Source organism: Marinobacter sp. 3-2, from assembly GCF_003751355.1.
In the GTDB taxonomy this organism is placed as follows: Bacteria; Pseudomonadota; Gammaproteobacteria; order Pseudomonadales; family Oleiphilaceae; genus Marinobacter; species Marinobacter adhaerens.
The window spans coordinates 88,508-105,487 of record NZ_RJUQ01000001.1 but is presented as its reverse complement, the minus strand read 5'-3'; the positions used below and the strand labels follow the sequence as shown (position 1 = coordinate 105,487).

The 16,980-nt window shown below is 59.1% G+C and carries 17 protein-coding genes; 13 read left to right on the top strand and 4 right to left on the bottom strand.

Going from position 1 to position 16,980, the window contains the following annotated elements:
* The first annotated feature begins 139 nt into the window (after positions 1–139).
* From EDB94_RS00475 to EDB94_RS00430, 10 genes are all read left to right on the top strand, one after another.
* Entirely contained in the window at positions 140–844 is a 705-nt protein-coding gene (locus tag EDB94_RS00475) for a YggS family pyridoxal phosphate-dependent enzyme (protein WP_108019556.1), read from the top strand.
* 61 nt (positions 845–905) lie between these two features.
* On the top strand, positions 906–1,739 hold the full coding sequence (gene proC, locus EDB94_RS00470; protein ID WP_014575886.1) for a pyrroline-5-carboxylate reductase: 834 nt from the start codon (positions 906–908) through the stop codon (positions 1,737–1,739).
* 22 nt (positions 1,740–1,761) lie between these two features.
* The gene (locus EDB94_RS00465; protein WP_108019555.1) at positions 1,762–2,346 is read left to right on the top strand and encodes a YggT family protein; all 585 of its coding nucleotides are present in this window, start codon (positions 1,762–1,764) and stop codon (positions 2,344–2,346) included.
* A gap of 243 nt (positions 2,347–2,589) precedes the next feature.
* Positions 2,590–4,554: a dynamin family protein gene (locus tag EDB94_RS00460; RefSeq protein WP_008174181.1), complete on the top strand. Its 1,965-nt coding sequence runs from the start codon at positions 2,590–2,592 to the stop codon at positions 4,552–4,554.
* A 127-nt stretch (positions 4,555–4,681) separates the two neighbouring features.
* A complete protein-coding gene (locus tag EDB94_RS00455) occupies positions 4,682–5,830 on the top strand; it encodes a homoserine O-acetyltransferase (RefSeq protein ID WP_008174179.1) in 1,149 nt (382 codons plus the stop codon).
* Positions 5,827–6,426, top strand: a complete 600-nt coding sequence (metW, locus tag EDB94_RS00450; RefSeq protein WP_008174176.1) for a methionine biosynthesis protein MetW — start codon at positions 5,827–5,829, stop codon at positions 6,424–6,426. The genes EDB94_RS00455 and metW overlap by 4 nt, the downstream gene beginning before the upstream one ends.
* 2 nt (positions 6,427–6,428) lie before the next feature.
* Positions 6,429–6,884, top strand: a complete 456-nt coding sequence (locus tag EDB94_RS00445) for a DUF4426 domain-containing protein (RefSeq protein WP_008174175.1) — start codon at positions 6,429–6,431, stop codon at positions 6,882–6,884.
* A 6-nt stretch (positions 6,885–6,890) separates the two neighbouring features.
* Positions 6,891–7,490, top strand: a complete 600-nt coding sequence (gene rdgB / locus EDB94_RS00440) for an RdgB/HAM1 family non-canonical purine NTP pyrophosphatase (protein WP_014575885.1) — start codon at positions 6,891–6,893, stop codon at positions 7,488–7,490.
* A 5-nt stretch (positions 7,491–7,495) separates the two neighbouring features.
* Entirely contained in the window at positions 7,496–8,662 is a 1,167-nt protein-coding gene (gene hemW, locus EDB94_RS00435) for a radical SAM family heme chaperone HemW (protein WP_108019552.1), read from the top strand.
* The gene (locus tag EDB94_RS00430; RefSeq protein ID WP_008174168.1) at positions 8,662–9,195 is read left to right on the top strand and encodes a hypothetical protein; all 534 of its coding nucleotides are present in this window, start codon (positions 8,662–8,664) and stop codon (positions 9,193–9,195) included. The genes hemW and EDB94_RS00430 overlap by 1 nt, the downstream gene beginning before the upstream one ends.
* A 17-nt stretch (positions 9,196–9,212) precedes the next feature.
* On the opposite strand, the gene trmB is transcribed toward EDB94_RS00430, so the two are convergent.
* From trmB to EDB94_RS00415, 3 genes are all read right to left on the bottom strand, one after another.
* A complete protein-coding gene (gene trmB / locus EDB94_RS00425) occupies positions 9,213–9,944 on the bottom strand; it encodes a tRNA (guanosine(46)-N7)-methyltransferase TrmB (protein WP_108019550.1) in 732 nt (243 codons plus the stop codon).
* A 72-nt stretch (positions 9,945–10,016) separates the two neighbouring features.
* Positions 10,017–11,549 (bottom strand): YifB family Mg chelatase-like AAA ATPase, encoded by a 1,533-nt coding sequence (locus EDB94_RS00420; RefSeq protein ID WP_108019617.1) that lies wholly within the window; start codon positions 11,547–11,549, stop codon positions 10,017–10,019.
* Positions 11,550–11,612: 63 nt separating this feature from the next.
* Positions 11,613–11,867, bottom strand: a complete 255-nt coding sequence (locus tag EDB94_RS00415) for an accessory factor UbiK family protein (protein WP_014575880.1) — start codon at positions 11,865–11,867, stop codon at positions 11,613–11,615.
* 381 nt (positions 11,868–12,248) lie between these two features.
* Here EDB94_RS00415 and glnK point away from each other — a divergent pair, with 381 nt between their 5' ends.
* Together glnK and EDB94_RS00405 are read left to right on the top strand one after the other, a co-directional pair.
* Positions 12,249–12,587, top strand: coding sequence for a P-II family nitrogen regulator (glnK, locus tag EDB94_RS00410; protein ID WP_008173268.1), 339 nt, complete (start codon positions 12,249–12,251; stop codon positions 12,585–12,587).
* A 74-nt stretch (positions 12,588–12,661) separates the two neighbouring features.
* The gene (locus tag EDB94_RS00405; protein WP_014575879.1) at positions 12,662–13,945 is read left to right on the top strand and encodes an ammonium transporter; all 1,284 of its coding nucleotides are present in this window, start codon (positions 12,662–12,664) and stop codon (positions 13,943–13,945) included.
* Between the two features lie 64 nt (positions 13,946–14,009).
* Here EDB94_RS00405 and speE read toward each other — a convergent pair whose 3' ends face one another.
* On the bottom strand, positions 14,010–14,891 hold the full coding sequence (speE, locus tag EDB94_RS00400; protein WP_014575878.1) for a polyamine aminopropyltransferase: 882 nt from the start codon (positions 14,889–14,891) through the stop codon (positions 14,010–14,012).
* Positions 14,892–15,069: 178 nt separating this feature from the next.
* Between speE and speA the strand changes: the two genes are divergently transcribed.
* Positions 15,070–16,980, top strand: coding sequence for a biosynthetic arginine decarboxylase (speA, locus tag EDB94_RS00395; RefSeq protein ID WP_108019548.1), 1,911 nt, complete (start codon positions 15,070–15,072; stop codon positions 16,978–16,980).

The window sequence follows — 16,980 nt, the reverse complement described above, 5'->3', positions numbered from 1 at the left end:
GGAATCCTCGGAAGGCTTTTTCTTTTATCCCGGTAGCTTCCGCCCGGCGGGGCCCCGGCGCGGTTCACTTGGCATTTCAGTGACCTGCGGGTAACGTGTCACCGTACAAGTGACAGACCGAGCGTGGCATTCTCACACTATGAGCAGCATAGCAGACAACATCGGGAGCGTAACCCGACGCATACAAAAAGCAACATTGCAGGCAGGCCGTGCGCCCGAGTCTGTGCATTTGCTCGCCGTCAGCAAAACCCGACCACCGGAAGACCTGCGGGAAGCCTTCGCTGCCGGGCAGCGGGCCTTCGGTGAGAACTACCTCCAGGAGGCCCTCGAGAAGATGGAGGCGCTTGCAGATCTCAAGGGCGTCGACTGGCATTTCATCGGGCCAATCCAGTCTAACAAGACGCGACAGATGGCCTCCGCCTTTTCATGGGTGCACAGCGTCGACCGCCTCAAGATTGCCCGTCGCCTGAGCGAACAGCGCGATCCTGCGCTGCCGCCATTGAATATCTGTCTTCAGGTCAATATTAATGAGGAAGAGAGCAAATCCGGCTGCACTCTGGATGAACTGCCGGATCTGGTGGCCGAAATCGGTGAATTGCCGAACCTTAGCTTGCGAGGCCTCATGGCCATTCCGGATCCGGATCAGCCCGAAGCAGGATTGAGAGCCAGTTTCCGGAAACTTGCCAATACTCTGAAACAGCTGCGGTCAGACCATCCCGACGCCGGCCCACTCGACACACTGTCGATAGGCATGTCCGGCGACCTCGAAGTCGCGATTGCGGAAGGCGCCACCTGGGTACGGGTCGGCACCGCCCTATTCGGCAAACGCCCAGTAAAGAGCTGAACCGGCCGGTTCCTGCTATGATCAGGGCCGGACGTTTAACCGATCAACCGGGGAGTTAACCTTGAGCACATCACCAACCATTTCTTTTATTGGCGCCGGCAACATGGCCAGCGCCATCATTGGCGGTATGCTGGATAACGGCTATAAGGCCGGCAATATCTGGGTCAGCGCGCCGGATGACGCGCACCTGCAGACAATCCGCAAGCGCTTCGGCGTTAGCGTCACCACAGACAACCGGTACTGCGCCCAGCAGGCTGACATGGTAGTTCTGGCGGTGAAACCCCAGGTCATGGCCGATGTCTGTCGCGACATTGCACCAGTGGTCCAGAACACTCGCCCACTGATGGTATCCATCGCCGCCGGCCTGACAGCGGATACCCTCGACGGTTGGCTTGGTGGCGGCCTGCCGATGGTGCGGGTAATGCCCAATACACCGTCCCTGGTCGGCAAAGGGGCTGCAGGCCTGTTTGCCAACAAAGAAGTGAAAGACAAGCAGAAGAAGATGGTGGAATCGGTGTTCGAAAGCATCGGGTCAGCGCTCTGGGTTGAGGACGAAAACCTGCTGCACGCGGTTACCGCTCTCTCCGGCAGCGGCCCCGCCTATTTCTTCCTGATGCTTGAGGCGCTTGAGGAAGCGGCCACTGAGGCTGGCATTGCCGCTGGAACCGCGAGGGAACTGGCTATCCAGACCATGGCGGGAGCCGCGGAAATGGCCGGTCGAAGCGAGCACGATCCCGGCCAGCTCAAGCGTAATGTGATGTCTCCTGGCGGAACCACCGAACAGGCCATCAACACGTTCGAGGAAGGTGGTATGCGCGATCTGGTGGCCAAAGCGTACAAGGCCGCCTTCAAGCGTTCGGAAGAAATGGCCAAAGAACTGGCAGGCAAACAGTAACCGATAACGGAGACACGGCTTCATGCTGGCAGATATTCTGATTACCATCCTGCTCATCGCATCCACCTTTTACCTGACCATTGTGCTGCTTCGGTTCCTGCTTCAACTGGCCAGGGCCAACTTCTACAATCCCATCACTCAATTCGTGGTCAAGGCCACCAATCCACCGCTACGCCCGCTACAGAGGGTTATTCCTGGCCTGGGCGGTTTCGATGGAGCTTCGCTGGTTCTCGCAGTCATCATTCAGGGCATCACCTTCTTCCTGATCCTGGTGGCGCTGAACGGCGGGATTCCGGCCATAAATCCGATTACGCTGCTGGTGTGGGCGGTACTGAACGTACTGGACCTGATCGTGAAGATCTATTTCTGGTCGGTGATTGCAGTGGTGGTCGTCAGTTGGATCGCGCCGGGCAGCGGCCATCCGGCCATCCAGCTGGTCGCCCAGATCACCGAGCCGGTCATGCGCCCGGTGCGCAATATCATGCCCTCCATGGGCGGCCTGGACCTGTCACCCATCATCGTTTTCCTGATTCTGAACGTGATCTCAGTGGTGATTGAACACATGAAAATGGCCGCAGGCCTTGGCTCCATCGGGCTCGGTATGTAAACCCCGTCTCAAATATACACTTTGTAACACTTAGCCACGAAATCCATCATTCCCGAGCTGCAAAGTCATGTGACTGATTTTGCAGCTTTTTTATTGAATAATCGGCAAGTTTGGCCATTTCCTCCACTCCGGCTCAGCCACAAACTTGGAAATAACAGGATAGTATTAACGGTAATTAATCCATCACCCGTGAGCACCCCGTTCTGAGCGGGATACCAGGAAGTCGCGCAGAAGGAAAATCCGATGAACCAACAGGGAACTCTGTCGCAGCAGGTAGAGGCTTATCACAACTGGAAAAAAGAGCTGATCCGCCAGATCGGCAGGTACCGGCTGTGGCTGCAGGATAACAATCTGTTCTCCGACGATGTCAGCACCCGCATACGCCACGGGCTGGAGCTGCTGATTGAGGATGAACTGACCATTGCGTTTGTCGGCGAATACTCACGCGGTAAAACCGAACTGATCAACGCCCTGTTCTTCTCCGAGTATGGCCAGCGCATGCTGCCGTCCCAGGCGGGGCGCACGACCATGTGCCCCACGGAGCTGTTCTTCGATCGCAGCGCCAATGAAAACTACCTGCTCCTGCTCCCCATCGAGACCCGAAACGGCGAACTGTCCCTGCAGCAGTTGCGCAAGCAGCCGGAACGCTGGGTCAAACATGAGCTGGATGAGCGCGACCCTGAGATCATGCGGGAGGTGCTTGCCGAGGTTGCCCGCGTCAAGAGTGTGCCACCTGAGGAGGCCCGCGCACTCGGCTTTGACGAGGGCATGCTCGAGAATGATCGCAATAACCCGGGCAATGTACTTGTACCTGCCTGGCGGAACGCACAGATCAGCATCCGCCACCCCCTGTTCGAGCGCGGCCTGCGGATCCTCGATACGCCGGGCCTGAATGCCCTTGGCTCCGAGCCGGAGCTGACGATCAGCATGCTGCCCCGCGCCCATGCGGTGATCTTTGTGCTGAGTGCCGACACCGGTGTGACTGCCAGCGACATGACCATCTGGAAAGAGCACATCGACACCCAGCACGCCGATCATCGCGCCGGCCGCTTTGCCGTGCTGAACAAGATCGACGTGCTCTGGGATGACCTCCAGGGCGAGCGCCACACCAACGAGGCGATTGAGCGGGTGCGCGGTTACACGGCCGACCACCTGGGCATGCGACAGCACGATGTTATCCCGGTTTCTGCCAAGCAGGGGCTGGTCGCAAGGGTGAAGAAAGACAACGACCTGTTTGACCGTTCCAATATCAATCAGCTTGAGCAGCTGATTATCCAGCGCATCCTCATGCACAAGGAACAGCTGATCACCCAGAGTCTGATCAACGACCTGCTGGGCATGCTCCAGAACAGCCAGGCAGCCATGCAGTACCGCCTCGAATCCCTGGAGGAAGAACTCCAGGCGTGCGCGGGCGTTACCATGGACAAGGCAGCGCTGGGCCGCCTCGCAGAACGCGCCCAGAAAGACTACGACTTTTACTACAAGAAGCTGATCACCCTGCGCTCCAGCCGTCGCCTCATGGACTCCCAGGGCGACCTGCTGAAGAAGCTGGTGAGCGAAGACCGCTTCGAAGCCCATGCGGAACATGTACGTACCAGTATGTCGAAGAGCTGGACCACTGCCGGGATGAACCGCGCCATGGATCAGTTTTTCGAACTGCTCGAAAGCGACTTGACCAACCTTCTGAGCGAAGGGCACCTGGCCGAAAAAATGGTGGGCGCGATTTACCGTCGCTATAACGAAGACAACCGAGCCCGTCACCTTGAGCCCATCCCGCTGCGGGCCGGGCGCCATGTCATTGCCATCCGCGAGTTGCGCAAAAAAGCGAGACGCTTCCGCATCAGTCCGAAGAATCTGCTCACCGAGCAGTCGGTTCTGGTTCGCCGTTTCTTCAATGTCATGGTGGGCGAAGCCCGCACACTGCATGCCCGTGTACGCCAGGACGTTGAGCGCTGGCCATCGGAAGCCCTTCTACCGATCATGCAGTATTCCATGGAGCAGAAGCAGCTTCTGGAGCACCAGATCCGGCGCCTTCGCGATATGGTCCGCAACGACAAGGACAGCCGCACCGAGCGCCTGCGCCTGACCAACACCATTGCCGACCTGCGCAGGCAACTGGAACTGGCCGACGCGATGCAGCGCCAGATCCGCAAACCGGCCCCTACCCTGATCCAGCAAAAAGTGGTGAACATCTCCGGGGCCGTCTGAGCCCCGCAAGCGCGACCATTCAGGCGGTTGCAGCCATCACGCCCCGGCTTTAAACTGCTGGGCTGGCGATGGCTTTGTCATTGCTTTTCCAGACACTTACGGATCGAACCAGGAACCATTCGCGCCGATGCCTGATACCCTGCCTGCGGATTCTGTCGGGATTGTCTCCCCGCAGACCTATCATTTCGACGCTCCCATCGATCTGGCCTGCGGCCAGTCCCTGGAAAACTATGACCTGGTGGTGGAAACCTACGGCACCCTGAATGCCGACGCCAGCAATGCCGTTCTTATCTGCCACGCCTTGAGCGGCCATCACCACGCGGCCGGCTACCACTCTGCCGAGGACCGCAAACCCGGCTGGTGGGACAGCTGTATCGGCCCCGGAAAACCCATCGATACCGATCGTTTTTTCGTTGTCAGCCTGAACAATCTGGGCGGCTGCCACGGCAGCACCGGCCCCAACAGCATCAATCCCGAAACCGGAAAGCCGTTTGGCCCGGAGTTTCCGGTTATCACCGTGGGCGACTGGGTCAAGAGTCAGGCGCTGCTGGCAGATCGGCTCGGCATTCAATGCTGGGCGGCCGTTGTTGGCGGCTCCCTCGGCGGCATGCAGGCCCTGCAGTGGAGCCTGGACTACCCCGATCGCCTGCGGCATGCGGTGGTGATTGCGTCCACTCCGCGATTGACCGCCCAGAATATTGCCTTCAATGAAGTGGCACGCCAGGCAATAACCTCTGATCGGGAGTTTCACGACGGGCGCTATTACGACTTTGATACGGTTCCCAGGCGTGGCCTTATGCTGGCGCGGATGGTTGGCCATATCACGTATCTGTCTGATGCCTCCATGGGCGAGAAATTTGGCCGCGAACTCCGTGACCAGGCTTACAAGTTTGGTTATGACGCGGAGTTCCAGGTCGAGAGCTACCTCCGCTATCAGGGCGAACGCTTTTCCGAATCGTTTGACGCCAACACCTACCTGCTGATGACCCGTGCCCTGGACTACTTTGATCCGGCCTACGAGTTTGGCGGCGACCTCTCGAAAGCACTGGCAGCGGCCAGTTGCGAATACCTGGTGTTGTCATTTAGCACCGACTGGCGCTTCACGCCGGCCCGCTCGGAAGAAATGGTCAATGCCATGATTGGCGCGCGCAGAAAGGTCAGCTACGCCGAGGTGGACGCACCCTGGGGACACGACGCGTTTCTGATTCCGACCCCGCGGTACACTGACATCTTTAACGCCTACATGGACCGGGTAGCACGGGAGGTCGGCGCATGAGACCGGATCTCGAAATCATCCAGCAGTGGGTTCAGCCCGGCCACCATGTTCTGGACCTGGGCTGTGGCGACGGCACTCTGCTTGATTTCCTTCAGCGGGAACGGGGTGCCAGTGGCTTCGGCCTGGAGATAAACCCGGACCACATCACCGCCTGCATGGGCCGCGGAGTGGCGGTTATCGAACAGAACCTGGACACCCAGGGGCTGGGGAACTTTGAAGATGGCAGTTTCGATATTGTTCTGATGACCCAGGCGCTTCAGGCGGTCCGGCGCCCTGACAGGGTACTGGATGAAATGCTGCGGGTTGGCAGCGAAGGCATCGTGACCTTCCCCAACTTTGCCCATTGGCGATTGCGCTGGGGACTGACTTTGAGCGGTCGTATGCCCGAATCCGAGGCACTGCCGTATAAATGGTATAACACGCCCAACATAAGGTTGTGCACCTTCAAGGATTTTGAGGCACTGTGCCGTCAGAAAGGCATCAGGATCAAAAGCCGCCGGGTGGTTGACGGCCAGCACCAGAACAGCTGGCTGGCTCGTCTCTGGCCGAACTTGTTGGGCGAAATTGCCATTTACCGAATCACACGGGAGACCTAGCAATGATCGCAAAAACCTTTTCCACATTCCGTACGCTGCTGGCAATTACGCTGATTGGCCTGTTCAGCCTGCAGGCACAGGCCGGCTCGAAGGATTTCGGAGACTACAAGGTACTCTGGAGTGTCCTGCCCAGCACCTTCCTGGCTCCGGAAGTCGCCCAGGCCAATAATCTTCAGCGGAGCAAGGGCATAGGCATCGTCAATATCTCCATCATGGAGGAAAACGACGATGGCTCAATGTCCCCGGTGAGCGGCCAGGTGGAAGGCAAGGTAACCAACGATGTCCAGCAGGTGCGCTTCCTGGCGTTCCGCCGCATCCAGGAGGGCGACTCCGTGTACTTTATTGCCGAGTATCAGTATTCCTCCGGCGAACTGATGACTTTCAATATTACCGCACGCCCTACCGGACACCAGCAGGACCTGGCGGTACGGTTTGCTCACACACTGTTCAGCGATTAAGCCTCTATGACCAACCGACTTGTCATCGCCAGCAATAACAGGGGCAAAATCGCCGAGTTGACCGAGCTCCTGGCACCTCTTGGCATGACGCCGATTGCCCAGGGCGATCTGGGCGTCGGTGAAGCCGAGGAGCCGGCGGTCACCTTTGTAGAAAACGCGATTCTCAAGGCGCGCCACGCGGCCCGGGAAACCGGGCTGCCAGCACTCGCTGACGACAGTGGTCTGGCGGTGGACGCGCTTGAAGGCCGCCCGGGCGTGCGCTCTGCCCGCTTTGCCGGCGATGATGCAACCGATCAGGACAATGTGGACGCCCTGCTGGACGCCATGGCGGGCGTGCCGGACGGGCAACGGGGCGCCCAGTTTCACTGTGTGCTGGTATACCTGCGCCATGCCGAAGACCCGACCCCGATCATCTGCCATGGCCGCTGGCCGGGCTCGATCCTCAGATCCCCTCAGGGCGATGGCGGCTTCGGTTATGACCCGGTGTTCCTGGCACCAGAGCACGGCTGCAGTGCGGCGGAACTGTCCCGCGCCGAAAAGGGCAGCATCAGCCACCGCGGACGCGCCCTGAAGATTCTGCTGGATCAGTTGAAGGCCGAGGCCTGAAACAGTTGAGTAATACCAGCCCCGGGGACGATCAGCAGCCAGCGGCGGTCAGGCCGCCGCTGAGCCTCTATATTCACGTACCCTGGTGCGTGCGGAAGTGCCCCTACTGTGACTTCAACTCCCACGCTTTCACCGGGACAATCCCTGAATCCGCCTATCTGCAGGCTCTGCTCGAAGATCTCGACCAGGACCTGGCCTTTGCCACCGATCGACCAATAGAGACCGTGTTCATCGGAGGCGGCACTCCGTCCCTGATGAGCGGCGACTTCTACGATCGCCTGTTCAGGGAACTGCGGGCACGCCTTGCCTTCGCCACAAATGCCGAAATTACCCTGGAAGCCAACCCCGGCACGCTCGAAGCCGGCCGGTTCGACGCGTTCCGGGCAGCGGGCATCAACCGTCTGTCCATCGGGGTCCAGAGTTTCAATCCCGACCATCTCAAAACGCTGGGGCGCATTCACGATGCCGATGCCGCCCACCGGGCCATACGCGCCGCTCGCCGTGCCGGGTTCGATAACTTCAATATCGATCTGATGCACGGTCTGCCGGGCCAGACGCCGGGGCAGGCACTTGAGGACATCCAGACTGCCCTGGACTACCAACCACCGCATCTCTCCTGGTACCAGCTGACCCTCGAGCCCAATACCGAGTTTTACAGCCGTCCGCCAGAACTGCCCGACGACGATCATCTCTGGGACATCTATCGCCGGGGTTCCGATTACCTGCACCAACGCGGCTACGAGGATTACGAAGTCTCGGCCTGGAGCCTCCAGGGAAGGGCCTCCCGTCACAATCTGAACTACTGGACGTTCGGGGACTACCTGGCCCTCGGGGCCGGGGCCCATGGCAAGATCAGCCTGGTGGACGGGAGTATCAGGCGATACTGGAAGACCCGGCAGCCGGACGCTTATCTGAACCGGATCGGCAGCCGAACGGCCGGTTCAGATGCGATTGCCGTGGACGATCTGCCGCTGGAATTCCTGATGAACGCCCTCAGACTGAAAGAAGGAGTGGATGAAAGCCTTTTTTCTGAACGAACGGGTTTACCCCTGACAACAGTTGGAGTAAAACTTGAACAACTGCGGAATGAAAAGCTGCTGGTAAGCGATCGACTCCAGGCAACCGACCTGGGCCAGAGATACCTTAACAGCCTGTTGGAGCGTTTTCTGTAATGGACCCTGCACACGGAGTGGCAGCATTTCCCAAAAGCCTGAAAGCCAGCCTGGTGGTGGCTGCCGTGCTGCTGTTCGCTTTGCTTATGGTCAACCAGCCTCTGCAGACGGCATCAGCACCCCAGGGTATCGTGAGCTATCAGCTGGCCGGGACTGCCGATCAGGCCCACGCCATTTTTCGCAGCTGGGGAAGCGAAGGGGTTGCCTGGGCGAAGGTTTCGCTATGGCTGGACTTCCTGTTCATTCCTGCCTACATGCTGGCCCTGATTCATCTTACCCGGCACTTTACCCGTGATCGCCCCGGCATTCGCGAGCGGGTGGGTGCCCGTTGGGTACGGGCCCTGTTCGCAACTGCCGGCCTGAGCGACGGTGCAGAGAACATTCTGTTGCTGAACAATTTCAACCCGCCCACCGATGAGATGAGCCTGTCCGCAACCCTATGCGCACTCATCAAATTCACGGCGCTCACGCTCGGCATCGCCGGGCTGGTCATCATCCGGGCGTCACGGCGCCACCCGCTCGCGCATCACTGACCCCCGACCAACACCTCTTAATTGGTGCGATAGAACAACAGGTCCCAGACACCGTGACCGAGGGTTTCGCCCCGCTTTTCAAACTTGGTGATTGGACGGTCGTCAGGGCGCGGTGAATAGCCACCGGTCTCCTGGGTGTTGGCAAATCCCTCGGACTCGCTCATCACCTCGAGCATATGCTCGGCATAATTCTCCCAGTCGGTCGCCAGGTGCAGAATGCCGCCTACCCTCAACTTGTGACGAACCCTCTGGACAAACTCGTGCTGGATCAGCCGGCGCTTGTGATGCTTTTTCTTGTGCCAGGGATCGGGGAAGAACACCATCACGCGATCCAGGCACGCATCCGGAAGGCAGAGGTCAATCACATCGTTGGCATCAATACTGTAAATCCGGACGTTTTCCAGGCCACGGTCCTCGATCTCCTTGAGCAACGCGCCAACACCGGGCTGATGAACTTCAACCCCGATAAAATCCTGTTCGGGAGCGGCCTCAGCCATGTCGGCCAGGGACCGGCCCATACCGAAACCGATTTCCAGGTTCAGCATGTTGTCGCGGCCGAACACTTCCCTGGGATCAATCATTCCGTCCTCACGGGTCAGCCCGTACTTCGGCCAGCTCCGCTCGAACGCCTTTTTCTGGCCTTCCGTCATCCGGCCCTGGCGCAAAACAAAGCTGCGCACACCGCGACGGGTGGTGACCGGCGAATCGGAGGCCTCTTTGGGATCTTGCGGTTCTTTCTGGTCTGTCATCTGCAATCCTTAACCGCAGGCAGCGGGTCATGTTTAACGGGATTTGCCACTAGTTTACCAGAGTGTCCCGGCTCAGGCGGAGACCACTGAGTTACGGCCCTGCTGTCGGTCCAGCTGCCGGTAGCCCAGCGCTTCAACCAGATGGCTTTGCCGCAGTTCCTCGCAGCCTTCCAGATCCGCCAGCGTGCGGGCCACCCGAAGGATGCGATGCAACGCCCGGGCCGAAAGCCCCAGCTTCTCCATGGCACCGGTAAGCAGTTGCCCACCCTGTGCATCCAGTCGGCATGCAGCCTGTAATTCCCGACCGGACAGCGCGGCGTTCAGGCAACCCCGCTCTGACTGTCGGGCTCTGGCAGCCCGAACACGCTCCCGGACTGTGGCGCTGTCCTCGCCGTCCCCACCCTGGCGCATCAGCACGTCGCCGCCCTGCACCGGCACCTCAACGTGCAGATCAAACCTGTCGAGCAAAGGCCCGGAGATCTTCGACCGGTAGCGGGCAACCTGTTGCGGCGTACACTGACACTCGATGGTGGGATGACCGCTGTAACCGCAGGGGCACGGGTTCATCGCGCCAACAACCTGAAAGCGCGCCGGAAAATTGACCTGACGCGCCGCCCGGCTGATCGAGATCTCCCCGGTTTCCATCGGCTCCCGGAGCACTTCAAGCACCCGCCGTTCAAACTCTGGCAACTCGTCGAGAAACAGTACGCCCCGGTGCGCCAGGGAGATCTCCCCCGGCCTCGGGCTGCTGCCACCACCGACCAGCGCAACCGCTGAGGCGGTATGATGAGGGGATCTGAAAGGCGGCTGACGCCAGCCCCCGGCCCGAACCGGCAGACCCGCCACCGAATGCACGCTCGCCACTTCCATGGCCGCAGCATCATCCAGCCCGGGCAGGATTCCGGGCAAGCGACTGGCAAGCATGCTCTTGCCGGTTCCCGGGGGGCCGAAGAACAGAAGATTATGTCCACCCGCTGCCGCCACCTCCAGCGTGCGTCGCGGGACCTGCTGGCCGCGGACATCCGACAGATCGGGCACCTCACGGTTGCCGCCCGGCGCTTCGTCCAGGGGAGACCTGGGCACCGGCACAAGACGGGCTCGACCACTCAGATGTTCGCACACCGTCAGCAGGTGGCCGGCGGCCAAAAGGTCACCCTGGCTTGCCAGTGCCGCTTCCTCGGAGTTGGCGTGGGGAACCAGCAAGGCCCGACCATCCTCCCGAGCTGCCAACACGGCCGGCAGAACACCTTTCAGAGGGCGCAGTGCACCATCAAGGGACAATTCGCCAACGAATTCGCAGTCGGAAAGGCTGTCGACCGGGATCTGACCAGACGCTGCCAGAATGCCCAGAGCGATGGGAAGATCGAACCGGCCACCCTCTTTTGGCAGATCAGCGGGGGCGAGATTGATGGTAATTCTTCGGGCGGGAAATTCGAAACCGGCGTTAAGAAGCGCGCTTCGGACGCGCTCCTTGCTCTCCCTTACACCGGTTTCCGGCAACCCCACGATCGAGAGCGCGGGTAAGCCACCCGAGAGATGGACTTCAACGGTAACGGCAGGCGCAGACACGCCAATGGCGGCGCGGGAATGAACAATAGCAAGCATGACAACCATCCATGGTAATAACCGGAACTGCTTGCCCGGCATCCTGCCGGGCGTGTCCGGGGTTTATTGTTTCTGCAGGGAATTTTCCAGCTCGGCCACCCGCTTCTCGAGCGCGTCGACCTTTTCACGGGTCTTCAGCAGGACTGCCTGCTGGGCGTCAAACTCCTCCCGGGTTACCAACTCCAGGCGAGACAAAACAGCCATCACGGTGGCCCGGGCCTGGGTTTCAAAATCTTCCCGTGCAGCGCGGGCCATGTCGGGAACAAACTGGCCGAACTGGCCCTGCAGCTGGGAAAAAATATCCTGTGGACCTTTCACACGTCACCTCACAAATTCCTGAAATATCCGGCTTCGACTAAAAGACAGGGCCGGTTGCCGGTTAGCGGGAGTGTATCACACCGCAGCCCCTGCCATACTGTAGGTGGTCGACCCTATAATAAGTGGCGAAGGGCCAGGGAGCCCGCTCCAAATTGGCTCACTGGCCGGCTACCCGCTCTATTTTGGTGCACAAGTTTGCGCCATTCTGGTACGCGGATATCGTAGCCTTTTGTTTTTTAACTATTTTTTTGCGTTGGCATACACGATGCTAAAGCTCTCGTACGCAATCCGCACAATTGGTGTGCGAGGTGGCAGCATCCCGAGCTCAACAACCGGCCGACGGGCCCTCACTGTTGAGACGGCTTTACCAAGGAGAAAGCAATGAAACTTGTGACAGCGATCATCAAGCCTTTCAAATTGGATGATGTCCGTGAGGCACTATCCGAGATTGGCGTACAAGGCGTAACCGTCACTGAAGTCAAAGGCTTCGGTCGGCAAAAAGGCCACACAGAACTCTATCGTGGCGCGGAATACGTGGTGGATTTCCTGCCCAAGGTGAAGGTGGAAGTTGCTATCGGCGACAACCTTCTGGACCAGGTTATCGAGTCCATCACCAAGGCGGCCAACACCGGCAAAATCGGTGACGGCAAGATCTTCGTGACTGAACTGGCTCAAGCCATCCGGATCCGGACTGGCGAAACCGGCGAAGAAGCGGTCTGAACCAGCTCTGATTTTTCGATCAGCCAACGCAAAAAAATTTTATAACCTGAAAAGCCTCGTGCGGAGGGCTTCATATGGAAAGCAATCTTAATCACATTTTTGAACTCCAGTATGCGCTGGATACCTTTTACTTCCTGATTTGCGGTGCTCTGGTCATGTGGATGGCCGCTGGCTTTGCCATGCTGGAAGCCGGCCTGGTGCGTGCCAAGAACACCACCGAAATCCTGACCAAGAACGTGGCCCTGTTTGCGGTCGCCTGTACCATGTACCTGATTGTCGGCTACGACATCATGTACGACGGCGGTATCTTCCTGAGCGGTGTTACAACTGTTGCCGAGATGGACGACGCAGCGATTGCGGGCGTTATTGCAGCCTCCACTGAAGCCGGCTTCGGCGACATGGGCGAATACAGCGGCGCTTCTGACTTCTTCTTCCAGGTTGTCTTCGTTGCAACCGCCATGTCCATCGTCTCCGGTGCTGTGGCTGAGCGTATGAAACTCTGGGCCTTCCTGGGCTTCGCCGTTGTTATGTGTGGTTTCATCTACCCGATGCAGGGTTCCTGGACCTGGAACGGCGACGCGGTATTCGGCATGTACGAGCTGAGCTACAGCGACTACGCCGGTTCCGGTATCGTTCACATGGCCGGTGCAGCAGCAGCCCTGGCGGGTGTGATCCTGCTCGGTGCCCGTAAGGGTAAATACGGCGCCAAAGGTGAAATCCGCGCCTTCCCGGGTGCCAACCTGCCCCTGGCAACGCTTGGTACCTTCATCCTGTGGATGGGCTGGTTCGGCTTCAACGGTGGCTCAACCCTGAAGCTGGGTGGCATCGGTGTCGCCAACGAAGTGGCCAACGTGTTCCTGAACACCAACGCGGCTGCAGCCGGCGGTCTGATCGCTGCTCTGATCGTGGCACGCCTGATGTTCGGCAAGGCCGACCTGACCATGGCCCTGAACGGCGCTCTGGCTGGCCTGGTTGCGATCACTGCAGAACCGGCGGATCCGTCTCCCCTGCTGGCCACCATCATCGGTGCCATCGGTGGCACCCTGGTTGTGTTCTCCATCGTAACCATGGACAAGCTGCGCATTGACGATCCGGTCGGTGCCATCTCTGTACACGGTGTGGTTGGTATCTGGGGTATCTTTGCGGTTCTCCTGTCCGACGCAGACGCTACCTTCATGGGTCAGCTGGTCGGCATGCTCACCATCTTCATCTGGGTATTCGTCACCAGTCTGATCGTCTGGGGCATCCTGAAAGCCGTCATGGGCATTCGGGTGTCTGAAGAGGAAGAGTACGAAGGTGTGGATCTGTCCGAGTGTGGTATGGAAGCCTATCCGGAGTTTGTCAGCGGCAAGCAGTAATCGCTGACAGTGCAAGTAAAAAGGGGCGCCAGTTGGCGCCCCTTTTTTGTATGTCCGATCTTGCCTAGCCTTCTGTCGGTCTCACCTCATCCTCAAGCGCGTCGACCATGAACTGAGGCATTGCCAGCGCACCCCGATGAACACCGGCATTGTAGTAGCGGGTTACGAACGGGCGATTGTTGGCATCTTCCTCTCGGAAATACTTGATCGGATTCTCCTTGCTCGCCATGGTGCAACTCCACCAGCCCGTCGGATAAACCGGCTGCGGAAATGGCAAGGTCTGTACATGCTCAAACCCCGCCTGGCGCATATCCTCGTGAATACCTTTGATAATGCTATGGGTGTGGAGCAGCGGTGATTCGCTCTGCTGAACAATAATCCCGCCCTCGCGCAGCGCCAGCATGGCATCCCGATAAAAATCCAGGGCAAACAGGCCTTCAGCGGGGCCTACCGGATCGGTGCTGTCGATAATGATGAGGTCAACGCTGTTCGGCTCAATATCCCGCATCCACTGGATCCCGTCGCCAAAGAAGAAATTGGCGCGCGGGTCGCTGTTGGCCTCGCACAATTCCGGAAAATACTCTTCAGACACGCGGGTTACCCGTTCATCAATTTCCACCTGCCAGGCTTCCTCGATGCCCGGATGCTTGAGCACCTCTTTCAGGGTGCCACAGTCTCCGCCGCCAACAATCACCACCTTTTTCGGATCGCGGTGGGTAAACAGGGCCGGGTGCGTCATCATCTCGTGGTACAGGAAGTTATCGCGGGTGGTCAGCATCACGCAGCCATCCAGAACCATCAGGTTGCCAAAGGTCTCGGTCTCGTAGATTTCCAGTTTCTGGAACGGCGTCTGTTCCTCATGGAGCTTCTTTTTCACCTGCAGGGAGAACGCGGTTCCCTGATCCTGGAATACCTCGGTAAACCAGCCGTCATTGAGTGCTGTCATGTCTTGCCTCCCGCTGTGGGCCATGGGCTGAATTGAAAGGGCGTATTGTAGGGATGCCCTACCGTGAGCTAAAGCGATAATCGCGGTGAAATGCCATGTATTTTCCGCAGCCGATGCTTTTAGCCGGGGATGGGAATCCATACAATGGCGGCCAGTGTTTCCTGACAGGATAGCAAGCATGAGCGAAGCCAGCGCCACACCGGCCCACAAGGTCTACAACATTGCCCACTGGAGCGATGGCTACATCGGTGTCAATGACAAGGGCCAGGTGCTCATCCGCCCGGATCGTGGCCACAGCCCGGCCCGCATCAATCTGCCCGAACTGACCCGGACGCTGACCGAGTCCGGGGTCCAGTTGCCGGTACTTGTGCGCTTCGTTGACATCCTGCACGACCGCGTTAACAAACTCTGCAATGCCTTCAACAAGGTTGCAGAGGAGCACGCCTACCAGGGCGGCTACACGGCGGTTTACCCCATCAAGGTCAACCAGCAGCGCCGCGTGGTCGAAGAGCTGCTGGCTGCCGAGCCCGCCGCCTCCAACGGCCAGATCGGGCTTGAAGCAGGCAGCAAGCCAGAGCTGATGGCGGTGCTGGCAATGTCCCAGCAACCCGGATCGGTGATTGTCTGCAATGGTTACAAGGACCGGGAGTACATCCGTCTTGCCCTGATTGGGCAGACTCTCGGCCACCGGGTGTTCATCGTGGTCGAGAAGAAATCGGAATTGCCACTCATCCTGAAAGAGGCAAAAAACCTGGGCGTTTCACCGCTGATCGGAGTTCGGGCCCGGCTGGCCACCATCGGCAAAGGCAACTGGCAGAACACAGGTGGTGAAAAGTCGAAATTCGGACTGTCTGCCAGCCAGGTCCTGGATGTCGTCGACACCCTGCGCGAGGCGGGCGCCCTGGACACCCTGCAACTTTTGCACTTCCATCTTGGCTCCCAGATTGCCAACATCCGTGACATCCAGACCGGTCTCCGGGAATGTGCACGCTTCTACAGCGAGTTGCGCCAGATGGGGGCCCCAATTGGCACGGTGGACATCGGCGGTGGCCTGGGCGTGGATTACGAGGGCACTCGCTCACGCAGTAGCTGCTCCATGAACTACAGCGTTTACGAATATGCCTACAATGTCGTACATGTTCTGCAGGCAGAGTGTGATCGCCACGGTACGCCTCACCCGGATCTGATCAGCGAATCCGGCAGAGCCCTGACCGCGCATCACTCCGTGCTTGTGACCAACGTGATCGACCACGAAGCACCGGAAAACCGGACACCGCAACAACCGGGGGCCACCGCCTCTGCGCCGCTGCACGATCTCTGGCGCGACCTTGAAAGCCTGCAGGACACAAACACCCCCCGCTCACTGGCTGAGATCTACCATGACGTACTCCACGCCATGGCCGATGTTCACGCCCAGTTCGCCCACGGCGTTCTGTCGCTCCGGGAGCGGGCGGATGCTGAAACCCTGTACACCCGCTGCTGCCGACTGCTCCGGGATCAGCTGGACAGCAGCAACCGGGCTCACCGGGAAATTATCGACGAACTCAATGAGAAACTGGCTGAAAAACTCTTCGTTAATTTTTCCCTGTTCCAGTCACTGCCCGATGTCTGGGGCATTGATCAGATCTTCCCGGTTATGCCGATCAACGGCCTGGATCGCCCCCTGAACCGGCGGGCAGTTATCCAGGACATTACCTGCGATTCGGACGGGCGTATCGACCGCTACGTCGATGGCCAGGGCACCGAAACAACCCTGCCCTTACCCGAAGAAAGGTCGGGCGAGCCTTTGCTGATGGGCTTTTTCATGACCGGCGCGTATCAGGAAATTCTGGGCGATATGCACAACCTGTTCGGCGACACCCATTCCGTGGATGTCCGCCTGACGCCAGAAGGCGGTTACGAGATCAGCGCCCCCATCACCGGGGACACCGTCGCCAAGGTGTTGCGCTATGTGAACTTTGAACCCGAGGCCCTGATGGAGGCCTACAGGGGCAAGTTTGCCGCCTCCGCCCTGGCAGCGGAAACCCAGGCCGCGCTTATGGCAGAGCTGGCCGCCGGCCTGGATGGTTACACCTACCTCGAGGAATAG

Bases quoted from the DNA above. Each gene is read 5' to 3' on its own strand.
- EDB94_RS00475 (WP_108019556.1), top strand. From the start codon at position 140: ATGAGCAGCATAGCAGACAACATCGGGAGCGTAACCCGACGCATACAA.
- EDB94_RS00465 (WP_108019555.1), top strand. From the start codon at position 1,762: ATGCTGGCAGATATTCTGATTACCATCCTGCTCATCGCATCCACCTTT.
- EDB94_RS00460 (WP_008174181.1), top strand. From the start codon at position 2,590: ATGAACCAACAGGGAACTCTGTCGCAGCAGGTAGAGGCTTATCACAAC.
- EDB94_RS00455 (WP_008174179.1), top strand. From the start codon at position 4,682: ATGCCTGATACCCTGCCTGCGGATTCTGTCGGGATTGTCTCCCCGCAG.
- metW (WP_008174176.1), top strand. From the start codon at position 5,827: ATGAGACCGGATCTCGAAATCATCCAGCAGTGGGTTCAGCCCGGCCAC.
- EDB94_RS00445 (WP_008174175.1), top strand. From the start codon at position 6,429: ATGATCGCAAAAACCTTTTCCACATTCCGTACGCTGCTGGCAATTACG.
- rdgB (WP_014575885.1), top strand. From the start codon at position 6,891: ATGACCAACCGACTTGTCATCGCCAGCAATAACAGGGGCAAAATCGCC.
- EDB94_RS00430 (WP_008174168.1), top strand. From the start codon at position 8,662: ATGGACCCTGCACACGGAGTGGCAGCATTTCCCAAAAGCCTGAAAGCC.
- trmB (WP_108019550.1), bottom strand. From the start codon at position 9,944: ATGACAGACCAGAAAGAACCGCAAGATCCCAAAGAGGCCTCCGATTCG.
- EDB94_RS00420 (WP_108019617.1), bottom strand. From the start codon at position 11,549: ATGCTTGCTATTGTTCATTCCCGCGCCGCCATTGGCGTGTCTGCGCCT.
- glnK (WP_008173268.1), top strand. From the start codon at position 12,249: ATGAAACTTGTGACAGCGATCATCAAGCCTTTCAAATTGGATGATGTC.
- EDB94_RS00405 (WP_014575879.1), top strand. From the start codon at position 12,662: ATGGAAAGCAATCTTAATCACATTTTTGAACTCCAGTATGCGCTGGAT.
- speE (WP_014575878.1), bottom strand. From the start codon at position 14,891: ATGACAGCACTCAATGACGGCTGGTTTACCGAGGTATTCCAGGATCAG.
- speA (WP_108019548.1), top strand. From the start codon at position 15,070: ATGAGCGAAGCCAGCGCCACACCGGCCCACAAGGTCTACAACATTGCC.